Origin of the sequence: Tenacibaculum skagerrakense, from assembly GCF_004345825.1 — a bacterium.
GTDB lineage: Bacteria > Bacteroidota > Bacteroidia > Flavobacteriales > Flavobacteriaceae > Polaribacter > Polaribacter skagerrakensis.
On sequence record NZ_SLXM01000008.1, the window covers coordinates 122,408 to 138,811 of the forward strand.

General features: G+C 31.2%; 16 protein-coding genes. 2 read left to right on the top strand and 14 right to left on the bottom strand.

Annotated elements, in window-relative coordinates:
- Nucleotides 1-16 precede the first annotated feature (16 nt).
- Genes EV195_RS13250 through EV195_RS13270 form a run of 5 tightly spaced genes read right to left on the bottom strand, consistent with a single transcriptional unit; the run spans nucleotide 17 to nucleotide 4,357 of the window.
- Entirely contained in the window at nucleotides 17-838 is an 822-nt protein-coding gene (locus EV195_RS13250; protein ID WP_132795446.1) for a DNA/RNA non-specific endonuclease, read from the bottom strand.
- Entirely contained in the window at nucleotides 831-1,277 is a 447-nt protein-coding gene (locus tag EV195_RS13255) for an acyl-CoA thioesterase (protein ID WP_132795447.1), read from the bottom strand. Before EV195_RS13255 ends, EV195_RS13250 begins: the two co-directional genes overlap by 8 nt.
- A 34-nt stretch (nucleotides 1,278-1,311) precedes the next feature.
- Nucleotides 1,312-2,385 (bottom strand): ABC transporter permease, encoded by a 1,074-nt coding sequence (locus tag EV195_RS13260; RefSeq protein WP_132795448.1) that lies wholly within the window; start codon nucleotides 2,383-2,385, stop codon nucleotides 1,312-1,314.
- Nucleotides 2,386-2,387: 2 nt separating this feature from the next.
- The gene (locus EV195_RS13265) at nucleotides 2,388-3,647 is read right to left on the bottom strand and encodes a mechanosensitive ion channel family protein (RefSeq protein ID WP_132795449.1); all 1,260 of its coding nucleotides are present in this window, start codon (nucleotides 3,645-3,647) and stop codon (nucleotides 2,388-2,390) included.
- A 2-nt stretch (nucleotides 3,648-3,649) separates the two neighbouring features.
- Entirely contained in the window at nucleotides 3,650-4,357 is a 708-nt protein-coding gene (locus tag EV195_RS13270; RefSeq protein ID WP_132795450.1) for a queuosine precursor transporter, read from the bottom strand.
- Between the two features lie 66 nt (nucleotides 4,358-4,423).
- On the opposite strand from EV195_RS13270, the gene fabD reads away from it, so the two are divergent.
- Entirely contained in the window at nucleotides 4,424-5,308 is an 885-nt protein-coding gene (gene fabD / locus EV195_RS13275; RefSeq protein ID WP_132795451.1) for an ACP S-malonyltransferase, read from the top strand.
- A gap of 62 nt (nucleotides 5,309-5,370) precedes the next feature.
- Here fabD and EV195_RS13280 read toward each other — a convergent pair whose 3' ends face one another.
- The 4 genes from EV195_RS13280 to EV195_RS13295 form a co-directional block, all read right to left on the bottom strand.
- Nucleotides 5,371-8,208, bottom strand: a complete 2,838-nt coding sequence (locus tag EV195_RS13280; RefSeq protein ID WP_132795452.1) for a M16 family metallopeptidase — start codon at nucleotides 8,206-8,208, stop codon at nucleotides 5,371-5,373.
- 120 nt (nucleotides 8,209-8,328) lie between these two features.
- Nucleotides 8,329-9,336: a UDP-glucose 4-epimerase GalE gene (gene galE, locus EV195_RS13285; protein WP_132795453.1), complete on the bottom strand. Its 1,008-nt coding sequence runs from the start codon at nucleotides 9,334-9,336 to the stop codon at nucleotides 8,329-8,331.
- A gap of 2 nt (nucleotides 9,337-9,338) precedes the next feature.
- Nucleotides 9,339-9,755: a hypothetical protein gene (locus tag EV195_RS13290; protein ID WP_132795454.1), complete on the bottom strand. Its 417-nt coding sequence runs from the start codon at nucleotides 9,753-9,755 to the stop codon at nucleotides 9,339-9,341.
- A gap of 1 nt (nucleotide 9,756) precedes the next feature.
- Nucleotides 9,757-10,905: a DegT/DnrJ/EryC1/StrS family aminotransferase gene (locus EV195_RS13295; protein ID WP_132795455.1), complete on the bottom strand. Its 1,149-nt coding sequence runs from the start codon at nucleotides 10,903-10,905 to the stop codon at nucleotides 9,757-9,759.
- Between the two features lie 67 nt (nucleotides 10,906-10,972).
- Between EV195_RS13295 and EV195_RS13300 the strand changes: the two genes are divergently transcribed.
- Nucleotides 10,973-13,354, top strand: a complete 2,382-nt coding sequence (locus tag EV195_RS13300) for a penicillin acylase family protein (protein WP_132795456.1) — start codon at nucleotides 10,973-10,975, stop codon at nucleotides 13,352-13,354.
- A 3-nt stretch (nucleotides 13,355-13,357) separates the two neighbouring features.
- Here EV195_RS13300 and EV195_RS13305 read toward each other — a convergent pair whose 3' ends face one another.
- From EV195_RS13305 to EV195_RS13325, 5 genes are all read right to left on the bottom strand, one after another.
- Nucleotides 13,358-13,777, bottom strand: a complete 420-nt coding sequence (locus tag EV195_RS13305) for a hypothetical protein (protein WP_132795457.1) — start codon at nucleotides 13,775-13,777, stop codon at nucleotides 13,358-13,360.
- The gene (locus EV195_RS13310) at nucleotides 13,777-13,986 is read right to left on the bottom strand and encodes a YgaP family membrane protein (protein ID WP_132795458.1); all 210 of its coding nucleotides are present in this window, start codon (nucleotides 13,984-13,986) and stop codon (nucleotides 13,777-13,779) included. The genes EV195_RS13305 and EV195_RS13310 overlap by 1 nt, the downstream gene beginning before the upstream one ends.
- A 115-nt stretch (nucleotides 13,987-14,101) precedes the next feature.
- Nucleotides 14,102-14,812 carry a class I SAM-dependent methyltransferase gene (locus EV195_RS13315; protein ID WP_132795459.1) on the bottom strand — a complete coding sequence of 237 codons (711 nt, stop codon included), beginning with the start codon at nucleotides 14,810-14,812 and terminating at the stop codon, nucleotides 14,102-14,104.
- Between the two features lie 30 nt (nucleotides 14,813-14,842).
- Nucleotides 14,843-15,598 (bottom strand): proteophosphoglycan 5, encoded by a 756-nt coding sequence (locus EV195_RS13320; RefSeq protein ID WP_132795460.1) that lies wholly within the window; start codon nucleotides 15,596-15,598, stop codon nucleotides 14,843-14,845.
- A 182-nt stretch (nucleotides 15,599-15,780) separates the two neighbouring features.
- Nucleotides 15,781-16,365: a DUF4303 domain-containing protein gene (locus EV195_RS13325; protein WP_165915741.1), complete on the bottom strand. Its 585-nt coding sequence runs from the start codon at nucleotides 16,363-16,365 to the stop codon at nucleotides 15,781-15,783.
- Between the last annotated feature and the right edge of the window lie 39 nt (nucleotides 16,366-16,404).

Sequence of the window (16,404 nt, forward strand, 5' to 3'; positions counted from 1 at the left end):
TTATACTTTTATTTTGCTATCTAAAAGACCAGTTCTTATAGTCTTTTGATGATTCTAATTTCTCTTCTAAATCATCTGGTAACTCATTAAAAAAATCAATGCCAGTCTTTTGTTCTATTTCATCAATTGAAACTACAAACTCATATAAAGGTTTAGTGCTTTCTTCGTGAGGAAGTAAAAAAGCAATAGCTTTAATTTCTGGTTTGGTATAATCCAACAATATCTTATAAAAATACTTAGGAACACTTACATTTTCTTTTCCTATAGTTTTGTAATTGTTGCCTGTTAATATTCCTCCCGTAACGACATATAAATGATTATATTTTTTAGCCCAATATCTTACCTTTTGTTCTAAATTGTTCCAAATTCCAGAATTAAAATCGTGTTTTTGAGGTGAGATGTTAGAGGTTAAAAAAGTTTCTTCAAACGCTTCTTTTGAAAACTTTCTATCTCCAGCAGGGCATAAATGACCTTTATCATAACCAGATTGTCGGTAGTTTCTCCAATCTGCTGACTTTGTCTTTACTTTTGGGTCTTCAACAAAAAAAGGCCTCTTAAAGTTAGTATAAGCAATATCAGATTTATCTAAAGAATAGGCAACCCATTCTGCTTGTTCATGCTTTTCACTATATGATAAAGTGTAATATTTGTGTTCTACTATTTGATTTGTAGTTGAACTAGGTAAGAAATTAAAAGATTCCTTGTTTTTACTTTTCTCTACTTTTGGATCTCTATTATCTTCTTTAGTTTTAGAGTCGTTTTCAGCATTTTCTAAATAATAGTTGTAAACTAAAACTGCGCTTAATAGTAGCGCAGCTATGATTCTTTTTTTATTCACTTTTTAATGGTATTTCTTTAAAATCTGTTGTTTTTTCAGCATCATTAAAGATTTGTTGAAACTTTTCTGGTGGAACAGTTAACTTTCGTTTTACTAAGTCTAACCAAGCACCATACACATTAATTACAGCAGATAGTTTTCCTTGGCTATTAAAAACTTCATGCTGAATTTTCCAACGCTCTCCTTTTGCTGATAATCCTGTAATTTTTAGGTTAACAGAAATATCTTCTCCTAAATGTATTTCTTTAAAAAATTTTGTATTCTCTTCAAATAAAATTGGGCCTACTTTTTCTTTTGTGAAATCATGAATAGTAATTCCAAATTTATTGAAAAAACGCAAACGCGCTTCTGCGGCATAATCATTATAAGCTGTATGACGCATATGTATATTTGCATCAAAGTCTGCCCATCTAGTGGTAAATTGTACTGTGAAATTCATGAGTTATTTTTATTGAAGTAGCGAAATTACAAACTTAAGCTTTTACATCCAACGCATCTCTAAGTGAATTTCCAAGCAACATAAAAGCCATCACTAAGCTCATTATTGCAAATCCAGGAACCAATGCCAAAAATGGTTTTCCTAAGATGATATAATTGTAATGGTTTTTAATAATTGCTCCCCAAGATGGAGTAGGAGGTTGCGCCCCAATTCCAAGAAAACTTAGTCCGCTTTCAATTAAAATTGCCGCCGCAAAGTTAGCTGCAGAAATAACAATTATAGGAGCTAAAATATTAGGTAAGATATGTTTAAAAATAATTCGAGTAGTCGAATAGCCTAAAGCTTTAGCTGCTTCAACATATTGTTGTTGTTTTACAGTGATTACTTGACCTCTAACAATACGAGCAACTTCTACCCACATTGTTAATCCAACTGCGATAAAAACTTGCCAGTATCCTTTACCTAAGGTCAGTGTAATGGCAATTACTAATAATAACGTAGGAATAGACCATGTTATGTTAATAATCCACATTATAAAATTATCAATTTTACCACCAAAATAACCAGCGATAGCACCAACAGGAATTCCAATAATTAAAGAAATCAGAACTGCTATAAAACCAATAGAAAATGAGATTCTACTACCAATAATAACTCGACTTAATAAATCTCTTCCAAATTTATCTGTTCCTAAGTAAAAAGTTTTTTGATAAATATAATTCTGAGGTTCATTATTAAATAGCTTTAAATCAAACTCTTTAATGGTTCCATCTGTTTTAACTATTTCAATGTTCTTTTGATTGATAGTGTATGAATTAATTGGTATTTCATTACCATCAGTGTTTTTTCCATATAAAAAAGTAGTTAACCAAGAAGATTTAGTAGTTTTTTGTATAGGGATAAAGAGCATTTGAGTAGAAAAACCTGGCTTTTTAGAATGAATTTCGATATGCATTTGATTAGCCGAGTTCGAGTTGTCTGGTGCTAATACATAACAAAATAGAGCCGTAAGCCCACATAAAATAATATAGCCTAGACTTATAAGTCCGGTTTTATTTTTTTTAAATTTTTGAAATGTTAAATGCCAAAGTGAATTTGATGATTTCATTTTCACATCAAATTTTTAAGTTTCGTAAGATCATTTCCAGTTGGAGATTCAAAAATCTCTAAATCGAAATAAGAAACGGAAGCACAAATATGATCAAAAATATCAGCAATTATACGCTCATAAATTACCCATTCTTTCATATTACTAAATGCATATATCTCTAAAGGTATTCCTTTTGATGTTGGAGTTAATTGTCTTGTCATTAGAGTTAGCTCCTTGTTGATTTTAGGGTTTTGTTCTAAATATAAATCAATGTATTTTCTAAAGATGCCAAAGTTGGTAAGGTTTCTACCATTAATAAGTACATCTTTATTTATATTCTTTTGAGAATTATAATTTTTTATTTCTTCACTTTTTTCTTTAAGATAGGAACTAATAAGTTCAATTTTACTGAATTTTTCAATATCATCCTCAGAAACAAATTTAATACTACTCATTTTTATTGAGACAGCACGCTTAATCCTTCTTCCACCTGAATTATTCATGGCTCTCCAGTTCTTAAATGAATCAGAAATTAGAGAATATGTAGGAATACTAGTTATGGTATTATCAAAGTTTTGAACGATAACAGAGGTGAGATTTATTTCTATAATATTTCCATCGGCACCATATTTTTCCATGGTGATCCAATCCTGAAGTCTTACAGTATCATATACAGAAATTTGAATACTAGCTACAAAGCCTAAAATAGCATCTTTGAAAATTAAGAGTAATACAGCTGAAAAAGCACCTAATGTAGTTAAAAATCTGGCCAAAGGTCTGTCGGAAAGTATAGAAACACTGATGATAACTCCAATTAACCACAAGAATACCATGAAAATTTGAACGTAGCTCTCTAGAGGTTTGTCTTTAAAAACAGTTAATGTTCTTAAATAATCTTTAATACTCGAAAGAATACTTTTAATAAGTAAGATAAAACTGATTAAAATACAAACATTCGTAATCTTTTGAGCATAATTTAAAACTTGACTAAAATCAATAAAGATATAGTCTAAAAAAGAGTAAGTAATTATAAATATTATGACTCTAGATAAGTTTAAAAAAGTTCTGTTTTTTATCAGGATATCATCAAACTGAGTTTTTGTTTTAGAGGCTAATTTCTGTATTATTTTACTACCAAAGAGTTTAACCAATCTGTAAATTATATACCCAAGAAAGGGAATAACCAAAATATTACAGATAACATTTAAGTACATTGCTATTCCTTCATCAACTCCTAAATTATCAGCAAATAAACTGTAGAATAATTTCCTTGATTCCATTATCATATTAAGTTTTTAATCTCTTCGCCTTCTTTTAAATTAAATTTTTTTCTAAACCAGTATACAGTAATGTATAGGAATGGAGTATCTAAAAGTGCTATAAAAACTTTAAAAACAACACCACTAATCAGCAATCCTAACAACTGACTCCAAGAAACAATTCCAAATGAACATAAAAGAACTAAAACAGTTAAGGTGTCAATTATTTGAGAAGAAAAAGTAGAGAAGTTGTTACGTAGCCATAGGTGTTTACCGTTAGTATATTTTTTCCAAAAATGATATACTCTAATATCCACAAATTGAGCAAATAAGTAGGCAAGCATAGATGCTAAAACTGCTAATGGAGCCGCACCAAATACTAAATTAAAGGTGTCATCATTTACGGGAGACCAAGAAGTAGCTGGAGCATGTTTTCCAACAAAAATAATTCCTAAAGAAAATAATGAAGCAAAAATACCTGCGATCACAACTTGATTAGCCTTTCGTTTACCGTAAATTTCAGATAAAATATCGGTGATTAAAAAAGTAATTGGATAAGGTAAAAGTCCAACAGAAACTTCAAACAATTTCACATCAAATACTTCTAAATGAAAAGGATACCAATAAAAGAATTTTTGAAAAATAAGGTTAGAAGCAACAAGAGAAGCTATAAATAAAGCAGCAAGTATCAAATATATATTTTGCGCAAGTAGTTTGTTTTTCTCGGTCATAAAACGAAAATAGCAAAATTAAAATTGATTATGTTTGCATAATTAAACAAATGATTAAAGAAACTTATGAAAGCATATGTTTTTCCTGGACAAGGTGCCCAATTTACAGGTATGGGTCTAGATTTATATGAAAAATCACCTTTAGCACAAGAGCTGTTTGAACAAGCAAATTCAATTTTAGGTTTTAGTATAACTGATGTAATGTTTGAAGGTACTGCTGAAGAATTAAAACAAACAAAAGTAACACAGCCTGCTATATTTTTACACTCTGTAATCTTAGCTAAAGTTTTAGGTGAAGATTTTAAACCAGACATGGTGGCAGGACATTCTTTAGGTGAGTTCTCGGCGTTGGTGGCTAGCAATGCTTTGTCTTTTGAAGACGGTTTAAAGTTAGTGTCTACAAGAGCAAGAGCAATGCAAAAAGCGTGTGAGATGCAAGAATCAACGATGGCCGCAGTATTAGGTTTAGAAGATGAAGTAGTAGAAGAAGTTTGTGATTCTGTAGACGGTGTTGTAGTTGCTGCAAATTATAATTGCCCTGGGCAGATTGTAATATCTGGAGAAGTTGAAGCTATTAACAAAGCATGTGATATTTTAAAGGAAAAAGGAGCTAAAAGAGCATTGGTTTTACCAGTAGGAGGAGCTTTTCACTCTCCTTTAATGGAACCTGCGCGTGAGGAATTAGCCAAGGCTATTGAAGAAACAACTTTTAATACACCAATTTGTCCGGTTTATCAAAATGTAGTGGCTAAAGGAGTAACTGATCCTGCGGAAATAAAAGAGAATTTAGTATCGCAATTAACAGGAGCAGTGAAATGGACACAGTCTGTACAACAAATGGTTGCTGATGGCGGTACTGAATTTATAGAGGTTGGGCCAGGTAAAGTATTGCAAGGTTTAATGAGAAAGATTGATAGAAATGTAGCTGCTAGTGGAGCTAGTTTTGAATAAGTAGCAAATCAAATAGATATATAAAATAAAAATGCCCTAAATACTTAGGGCGTTTATTGTTTTTATTGTTTTACTTTCTCTTGAAGTTCGTTTAATAAAACAGGTTCTCCAAAGCCTAATTCTTTCATCCTGTTTAGTTGAGTTTCTGCATCTCCAACCACTAACCAAATCATTTTATTAGGATCAATATATTTGTTAGCTAACTCTTGAATACGAGGAATTGTCATTTCAGAAACAATTTTTTCTCTATCTTTTACATAATCTGGAGATAAATTATAAGAACTGATATTTTCTAACATCCCTAGTTTTGCATTCATAGTTTCAAACGCACGTGCATTCGATTTTATCAAAAATCCTTTGGTAGTTTCTAAATCTTTTTCGGTATAGTTTTCAGCATAATCTTCTAAGATTTGTTTTACCAATTGTGAAGCTTCTAAAGTAACATTACTTCTTACACCACTAGCAATAGTAAATGCACCTTTTTCTTTAGATCCAGAGAAACCAGAACGAATTCCGTAAGTATAACCCTTTCCTTCTCTAAGTTCCTGGGTTAACTGAGAAGCAAAACCACCACCACCTAAAATGTAGTTCATAACAGTAGCAGGATAATAATCTTTATCATTAAATGCTAATGCAGGAGTTCCAAATCGTAACTGAGATTGTTTAGCATTTGGTACATCATAAAAATACACAGTAGATTTACTTGGAGGTTCAGGAGTAGGGAAGCTAGGGATTGTTACTTCTTTTGCTTTCCAATTCTCATTAATATCTTTTAAAGAAGTTACAATACTTTCTTTATCAATGTCTCCAACGACATGCATTGTTGTGATTGATGGAGAGATATAATTAGCATAATAGTTCTTAACATCATCAATTGTGATAGCCTCTACAGAAGCAATAGTTCCTAAAATATTTTTAGACCGAATATTGTCTTTTCCATACAATAAAGCATTGTACTGATTTGCAGCAATTGATCGAGGGCTAGCTTCTTCTTGTCTTAAATTTGTAATGGCTCTTTTTTTCAACAATTCAAATTCTGATTCATCCCATCTTGGCTCTAATAGCATTTCTTTAACCAAAGCCAATGTAGCATTGTAATTTCTAGTTAAGGTAGTTCCTGAAATACGTATGTTTTCTTTTGTAGCGAACACATTAACAGAAGCTCCTAATTGAGCTAATGCATCTTCTAGTTCACTAACAGTTTTATTTTTAGTTCCTTTTTCAAGAAGACCAGCGGTTAAATTAGCAACTCCTAATTTGTTTATATCTTCTAAAAGTTGTCCGCCTTCAATAACAAAATTAAATTCAACTAAAGGAACTTCACTATTTTGAATACCATAAATTTTCAAACCATTTTCTAATTTATCTTGCCACACATCTGGCGTTTTTATTTCTGGAGATTTTCCGTAAGTAGGCTCGATAGAACGATCAAAAGAAGATGGAGTTTTTTCATATTTAGCAGCAACAGATGCATCAAAAGTTTCTTCGGCTCCGATGACTATTTTTTCTTCAACAACTTCAGCTTCTGTAGAATTCGAAAGAGCTAATTGTTGATCACCTTTTGGTACAAAACTAGTAGCAATAAAATTCTTTCCTTTGATGTATTTGTTATACACATTCATTACATCTTCAGTAGTTACTGCTAATGTTTGATTTAATTCTTTTGTAACATAACCTGGATCACCAGTATATGTGTTATAGGAAGCTAAACGAGAACCTTTACCAAGAACACTTGATAAACTGCTGTAGAAGTCTGTTTCTAAGCCAGCTTTAATACGATCTAAATCTTTTTGAGGAATACCATTTTGTTCAAATTCAGCAAAAGCTTTATCAATTCCGCTTTTAACATCATCAAGTTTTGTGTTGTTGAAAGCACGTACGATTAATTGAATTTGACCAGCAATCTCTGAAGTGAAGTTAAACATTGTAGTTCCAGAAGTCAATTTTAAATCATCAACTAATACTTTGTTTAAAGGCGCTTTTTTTCCAACGGTTAAGTATTGAGATAAAATATCTAAAGCATACGAATCTTTGTGGTATTGCTCTACAGCAGGCCAAGTTAGCGTTAACTCAGGTAATCTTGCAAAATTATCTTCGTAGTATAAATGTTTTGTTTCAGTAACAACCCCAGGACGTTTTTGAACAGGAGTAATTTCTTCACCTTTTGGGATTTCATCAAAATATTTATGAACCCATTCTTTAGCTTTAGCAATGTCAATATCTCCAGATAAAACTAATGTAGCGTTATTTGGAACATACCATTTTTTAAAGAAGTTTTTTACATCTTCTAAAGTAGCATTTTGTAAATCCTCTAAAGAACCGATTACTTGCCAATTGTAAGGATGATCTTTTGGATATAAGTTTTTTCCGATAACATATTGTCTATGACCATAAGGTCTGTTATCTACACTTTGTCTTTTTTCATTTTTTACAACTTGTTTTTCCTTGGCTAATACAGGATCTGTTACTGTGTTGATAAACCATCCTAGTTTATCAGCTTCTGCCCAAATCATTTTTTCTAAAGCATCGCTAGGAACTGTTTGTAAATAGTTAGTTCTATCTCTAGAAGTAGAACCATTTGCCCCAGATCCACCAATTCGAGCACTCATTTTATCCAATCCGCCTTTTCCTAAGTTTTCAGATTCTAAGAATAATAAATGTTCAAATAAATGCGCAAAACCAGTTCGTCCTTCTATTTCTCTAGCAGAACCAACGTGTACCATTAATTCTACAGCAACTACTGGATCTGATTTGTCTACGTGAAAAATAACGTCAAGTCCGTTGTCTAATGTAATTTTTTCATAATCGATTTTTAAAGCTACCGATTTAGCTTCTTTACTTGAAGAGGTACAACTCAGTACAAAAACTGAAAGAAATACCCATAAGATATTTTTAGTCATTGGTGATTTAAATTTAAGGCATGAAATTACTAAAACTAGGAAAGAAGATTTTCCTAATTTTTGTTAAAAATTATTGAGAGCAAGTCAATTATTGATAAAATGTGTGGAATAAATTGTACGCTATTGTTTTAATTGCCATTCCCAAGCAGATTGCAAAGCCTGTTCGATAGTTTTTTCGGCTTTCCATTTTAGTTCAGTGTTGGCTAAACGGGTATCTGCATAAGCTGCAGTAATGTCACCTTCACGACGTGCTGCAATTTTATAATTCAATCTATGTTGGGTTGTTTTTTCAAAAGCATCAACAATTTCTAGAACCGAGCTCCCTTTCCCAGTTCCAACATTATAGAATTCAAAATTCGTTTTATTTTCCTTTTTGATTAACCTTTGTAACGCTGCAATATGAGCTTTAGCTAAATCTACAACATGAATGTAATCTCTAATAGCTGTTCCATCTGGAGTATCATAATCATCCCCAAAAACAGATAATTGTTCTCTAATACCGGCGGCAGTTTGTACTACATACGGAATTAAATTTTGAGGAACTCCTAATGGTAATTCTCCGATTTTAGCTGTATCATGTGCTCCTATTGGATTAAAATATCTTAATGAAATAGCATTCAATCCATTTGCTTTACAAGTATCCTTAATGATTTCTTCTCCAATTTGTTTGGTGTTTCCGTAAGGAGATTCTGCTGGTTTTATCGGTGCGTTCTCCGTAATAGGGAGTTCGTCAGCTTGGCCATAAACAGTACAAGAAGAGCTAAAGATAAAGTTGTCAATTTTTCGATCTATCATTTCTTGGAGAATGTAGACTAAACTACCAATATTGTTTTCGTAATATTCCAAAGGTTTTTGAACACTTTCTCCAACAGCTTTGAAAGCAGCAAAATGAATAATACCATCAATTTGATTTTTCTCAAAAAAAGCTTTTACATTTTCTTTTACGCGTAAATCTAGCTGAAAAAAAGCAGGTTTTTTTTCCGTAATTTCAGCAATATTTTCTAAAACTTCAATTTTTGAATTTGAAAGATTATCAATAATAACAACTTCATAACCTTCGTCTTGTAATTCAACTACAGTATGAGAACCAATAAAACCTAAACCACCGGTAACCAATATTTTTTTCATAGTTAATTATTGAAATCAGATTCTTTAATGCTCAGCGTTGTTTTAACATTCTCTTTTGTTGGTCTAATAAATATTAATAACAACAAAACGCCAATATTTAAATTTATTAATTCTGGTTTTAGAAGAAGTATTAAGAACCCAGAGGCTTCTAATGGAGCCCATCGCATAATAAAAGAACTAATATAAGTAGATAACTTCTCTGAAGTCGGTTGTTCTCTTGTAACTGTTTCTAGTTTTTTCTTAGCGATATATATCCCAAAAAAGTATGCTACAATTGGAAATACTGCAAACATAAAATTAGAACTGTCAATTTTAAATTTATCAAGATTTTTAAAATCTCCTAAAATGTAATTAAATACACAAAACCCAATAATTTGTGTTATGTGAATAATTTGACCAGTTCTAATTTTTTGATTCATTTTAACTTAAAAAGTCATTAATTGTATTAGTGATGAGTGTTAATTGCTCTTCATCTAACTCTGTATGCATTGGCAATGAAATAACAGTTTCTACCAATTCATTAGTCACTTTAAAATCAGCTTCATTATAACGGTCATTAGCATAGGCTTTTTGCTTGTGTAATGGCACTGGATAATAGATAGCATTGGCAATTCCATTATCTAATAAATGTTGATGTAATTCATCACGCTTTCCATTTGTTATTTGCAATGTATACTGATGAAAAACATGACAATCGCAAGCATCACAAATTTGCCCACAACTAGCACTAGTTGGTGTTATAATATTTGAATTATTTGCAAAAGCATTGTTATAGAATCTTGCTGCATTACGACGCGCATTACAGTATTCATCTAAGAAAGGAAGTTTTGCTTTTAATACAGCTGCCTGAATACTATCTAATCTAGAGTTTACACCAACAACATCATGATAATAACGTTTATACATTCCGTGATTTACAATTCCTCTAATTATATGCGCTAAATCATCATCATTTGTAAAAATAGCACCACCATCTCCATAACATCCTAAGTTTTTAGAAGGGAAGAAAGAAGTGGTTCCAACATCTCCGATAGTTCCAGCTTTCTTCTTTGAACCATCTTTAAAAGTATAATTCGCACCAATGGCTTGTGCATTATCTTCGATAACAAATAAGTTATGCTCTTTAGCAATTTCAAGAATAGCTTCCATATTAGCCACTTGCCCGAATAAATGTACAGGAACAATTGCTTTTGTTTTTGGAGTTATTGCTTCTTTTAATGCTTTTATATCGATGTTAAAAGTATCTGGCTCTACATCAACCAAAACAGGAGTTAAGTTTAACAAACCAATTACTTCAACAGTGGCCGCAAAAGTAAAATCTGCAGTAATAACTTCGTCGCCTGGTTGTAAACCAAGTCCCATCATTGCAATTTGTAAAGCATCAGTTCCATTTGCACACGGAATCACATGTTTTACATCTAAATACTTCTCTAAATCTGCTTGAAATTCTTTTACATAAGGTCCGTTAATATATGCTGATGATTCAAGTACTTCTTGAATTGATGCATCTACAGTTTCCTTAATTTTTTGATATTGACTTTGTAAGTCAACCATATGAATTTTTTTCATTTCCTGCTGTTTGTTTACTCAAAAGTACAAATTTAAAACCTTTATATTTGATAAAACATATTTACGAATGAAACTACTAAAAAAACTTTTCTTTTTTTTTATTGGATTATCCTTTTTATTGCTGATTGCGTATTGGTTTATAGGAAAATCTTTATCTCCAGATTATAATGGAGAAATTAAAATTTCAGGATTAAAAGATAAAGTAACTGTGTTTTATGATGACAATGGCGTACCTCATATAAATGCTCAAAATAACGAAGATGCATTAAGAGCTTTTGGATATGTTCATGCACAAGATAGGTTATGGCAGATGGAATTAATCAGAAGATTAGCTGCTGGAAGATTAGCTGAAATTTTTGGAAAAGATTTAGTAAGAGTAGATAAACTTTTTTCGGGTTTAGGAATTGAGGAGGCAGCTGTTAATGGTATAGCAAAAATTGATAAAACTACTGAGGCTTATAAATTAACAATGGCGTATTTAGACGGGGTTAATCAATTTATAGATAAAGGCGCTACACCGTTAGAGTTTTATTTGGTTGGGGTAGAAAAGGAAAAATATACCCTTAAGGATATTTATAATGTTTTTGGGTATATGGCTTTTAGTTTTGCAGCCGCACATAAAACAGAACCTATTTTAACGGAGGTAAAAGAAAAGTATGGTGAAGCTCATCTTCAAGAATTAATTGGTTCTTTTTCTAAAAATTTAACGATTAATAAAACACAGAAGAACCCTGAGATTCAAGCAGCCATGTCTGAAGCAATGAATATAATTTATGATAAATTACCAGTTTCGTCTTTTATGGGAAGTAATTCTTGGGTATTAGCGCCAGAGAAAACTAAAAACGGAAAAGTAATTTTAGCTAATGATCCTCATATTGGTTTTTCACAACCTTCTGTTTGGTATCAATCGCATATAAAAACTCCAACATACGAAATGTACGGATTTAATCTTGCGTTAACTCCTTTTCCTTTGTTAGGTCATAATAGAGAATATGCCTACGGATTAACCATGTTAGCTAATGATGATATCGATTTTTACATTGAAGAAAATAACCCAGATAATTCTTTAGAATACAAAACTGAAAATGGTTTTGAAAAATATAAGTTGTTCGATAAAACGATAAAAGTAAAAGGAGGGCAAGACACAACATATCAAATAAAAGTAAGTAGACATGGACCTATTATGAACGATATTATCGATCAGGTAAATTATGATAAGCCAATTGCCATGCAATGGATTTATACAAAACTTCCAAATCAATTATTGTTAGATGTGTCTTATGATTTATCGCATGCAAGCTCAATCGAAAGTTTTAAAAGAGCACCAGCAAATGTTCATGCACCTGGGTTGAATATTATGTATGGAGATGCTAAAGGAAATGTGGCTTGGTTTTCATCCGCTAAATTATATCAGGTTCGTGATAGTTTATGTAGGCAAGTTTATTTAGATGGAGCTTCTGGAAAGGATGAGATTACTGAGTTTTTAGAATTTGAAGAGAATCCGCAAGCTATTAATCCTGATTGGAATTTTGTGTATTCAGCAAATCAACAAATTGATACTGTTCGAGGCGAATTATATCCTGGATATTATCAACCACAAGACAGAGCTAAAAGAATTGTAGATATTTTAAAAAGTCAAGATAAATTTTCAAGAGAAGAAATGAAGAAAATGATTTTTGATGTTACTTCTTCAACAGCCTCAACAATTATTAAAGATATGTTGAACGGTTTAGACGTAAATAATTTATCATCTTCTGAGAAAGAAGCATTTGAAATTATTTCTGCTTGGGATGGAACTTATAAAAAGAATAGTGTTGCAGCCACTATTTACAATCGTTTGTTATACGAATTTTACAAGTCAACTTTTAAAGATGAAATGGGAAAAGGTTTTGCTGTTTTCTTGAATACGCAAACCGCAAAAAAGATATTGGCAACACAAGTAAAACGTCAAGAATCGGTTTGGTGGGATGATGTTACTACTAAAACTGTTGAAACCAGAAGCGATATTATAAATACAACTTTTAAAAATGCAGTTTCATTTTTGCAAAATCAGTTAGGAGATAATGTTGATAATTGGACTTGGGATAGGGTTTTGTCTGTTGAGCATGAACATGCTATAGGAAAAGCGGGAGGACTTTTACGTAAGCTTTTTAATGTTGGTCCGTTTAAAACAGTTGGAGGCAACGAGGTTTTAAATAATCAAATTTTTGATTTAGATAGTACGGGTTATTATAAAGTAAAATCGGGCCCATCGACAAGAAGAGTAATTGATTTTTCGGATATTGAAAATAGTGTGGCAGTTCTTCCAACTGGACAATCTGGAAATGTATTTAGTCCGTATTACAAAAATCAGGCGACAAAATATGTGAACGGAGAGTTTGTAAAGATGAAATTAAATCAAGAAGAAATCGAAAAGTCGGAAAACAAACTGGTTTTACTTCCTGAATAAATTTTAAGAAGAAGTTTCATTAGCTAATGCTTTTGCAACGCCAGTTCGTAAGGTATAATCATAAGAAGAAATTTGAGCATCAATTTTACCAAGTTGATGCTCAATTTCTTTATAAGCAGTTCCTAAATCACGATAATAGTCAAGAAAATCTTTCGGATTGACATTAATTTCATTTGCCCACTCCATAATATCTTTAGCTTCCTCATAAGATTCTAAATTATATAACACCAAAAACCAATTCATTAATGTATTGGTTTCAGAAAAATCATCATATTCATCTTCAATCAAGAGTTTCCATGAATTCCCATTAATTGAAAGTGTCACGAAAAACAAATCCTTTCGAATGTGATCAAAAGGATTAGAAATTTTAATAATGTGTTTTTCTAAATCTGCTTTTAAATTTTCTATTTCTTGGTAGAACATTATTTGTCTTTCACTTTACAAGTATTAATGCCTAACGGAGCATATAACGGACAAAAACTGATAAAACTTGTTAGCAAAAATATTACAGCAAATACAAGTAATACAATTCCTAAAGTACCAGAAATAGTTCCTGTAAAATAAAGAACAGCTATTAAAGCAGCGATTATTGTTCTAATAATTCTATCTGCAGAACCCATGTTTTTTTTCATTGTGTTTAGTTTTAGTTGAGATGTTGTTATTATACAAAGATTCATTTTTTGTAAATAGTAAACACTGATAAAAGTCATTACACTTTGAAAATAAACATTTTAAATGAGTTTTTCTTTATCTGGCTTCAATAATGTATTGATAAGGAAGTAAATCTACATTTATAGTGAAATTAGTATATCCAGCTTTTTGTAATTCTTTTACAACTTCATCTATAGATAATTTATGATTTACAGGAGGTCCAACAGGAGTTTCAACTTTAAAAAAATCGATAACAACCAATTTTCCATCAGCGTTGGTGCCTTTTTTTACTTTTTGAAAATACTCAGTACGGTTTTCGATATGATGATACGTATTTACAATTAATACAATATCTGCTTCAGCATCTTTTAAATTAGGAGAATCGTAAGGAATTTTTCTAGTTTCAATAGTTGTAAGGTTATTTTCTTTAATACGATTTTTAATGAATTCTTGAAAATCCTCATCAACATCTGCAGCAATAACTTTAGCGTTTTTTTCAGCAAGTTTTACGGAGAAATAGCCAGTTCCAGCACCAATATCCATAATAGTTAAACCTTCTATGTTGCCTAAATATTCGAGAACTTTTTCAGGTTTTTGATAAGCATCTCTTTCGGGAGATTCAAATCTTTTAATTAATTCTTGAAATGAGGATTCTCGCATATATTCATTTGCTGAATTATGATTTGAGTTGTCAGATTTGTGAATCTTTTTATGGTCAGAGCTTTCGTGATTTATAGCATCTTTATGATTATTGTTTTTACATCCAACAATAATTATAAGCATCACAATTGAAATAATTTTTCTCATATATAATGGGATTTTTTAACTGTACTAACTCTAAACATCAGCCTCGAGAAATCTTTTGGCAGCTTCAATTCCAGCATCAATGTCCCAACCAGGCACAACACTTTCTAAAATTTCTGGAGCGATATTACCATCGGCTTCAACTAACTTCTTTAATTTTTCATTGCTTGGAGCAACACCATTATTTCCTGGTGCACCTATTGAATACTCTCCCAGTGTTTCAAAACCATTAACACTGCAAGCATTTAACAAGCCAATATCTTCAAAACCATCAGGTTTATTATAACTTGCTCTTTGCCATTTTTCACCATCCCAACCGTATACAAAACCAATCCACTCTCCAAAAGGTTCTGGACTCATATCAAAACTCCACCACTCAGGAGCGTCGGCTAAGATGTTTGTTTGTTCTTCTTTAAAGTACTTTGCAGCTTCACCATAATATGTTTCAGAATACTCATGATCATGACCAATTAAAATAGCTTTGTTCTTTTCTTTAAAGCGAAGGCAAACCCAGTTTCCTCCACCATCGTGATAAAACCATTGATCTGATGTTGCATAAATATCATTTTCCCATCCTTGAGCAGCACAAATTGCAGCCATGGCTGCCCAGCCTCCACGAAGCTCTTTCGGACTTGGAATGCTTAATGTTATTAATCCTTGTTGATAAATGTTTTTTAAGGGGATACTGTTTGATGTTTTTTCGGGGGTATTTCCAAATGCTTTTTCAGAAAAGAAAAGACTTCCTAATAATGCTGAAATACTAAGATTTAGAAAATTTCTTCGTTTCATCTTTACTTTTATTTACATAATAAAAATAAGCTTATTTTATGATTCATACCATATCTTCTTTTTAATTTTTGATAGATAAAAGATTAGATATTAAAGAATTTTAGAAGTACAACTTTTCAGTTTCTGGATAATACTTTTTAATATCTAAAATTTTGATTAATATCGATTTCATTTGTTCTTGTTTAATTCCAATAGTTCGATAATTTGCTATGCCAAGTAGGTGAATTTAGTTTTTTTGATACTCCTAACATAATTTTTCGACTTCCTTCATCAGGGTCTGAGAATAAAGCACCTAATAATACATCACTTTTAAAATGTTTAAATTTAAAAACGTTATCATTTCTGAGTTTTATAAATACCTTTATAATAGTATCAATAAAAAAAGATGAAATAAGTTCATTTAGCTCATCTTCGTCTAACTCATCCATATAATCTTCTTCAAATTCACCCTCATAAAATTCATCATAAATGGTGCTAAGAAATTTATTTAGTTTATCAAAAACATGATTATGTTCATAGATATATTTCCATTCAGGAGGGCAAATTTCAGGAGTAATTAAATCATTCTCATAAATTGGTCGCAATTTTATTGTTTCGTTATAACTTTCAATAGTAGCAATTGCACCAGAAATACTCATACAACCATCGTCACAATAGGCAACAAAAGCATATATATTTTCATTCGGAATCTCATCCAGTTTAATTTTTATATAGTCTTTTAAAGCTTTGTAAAGTAAATTTTCAAAATCTTGTTTTAGTTGATTCAAAGTCATCTTTATAATTCAAATTAGTAAAGTTGATTAATT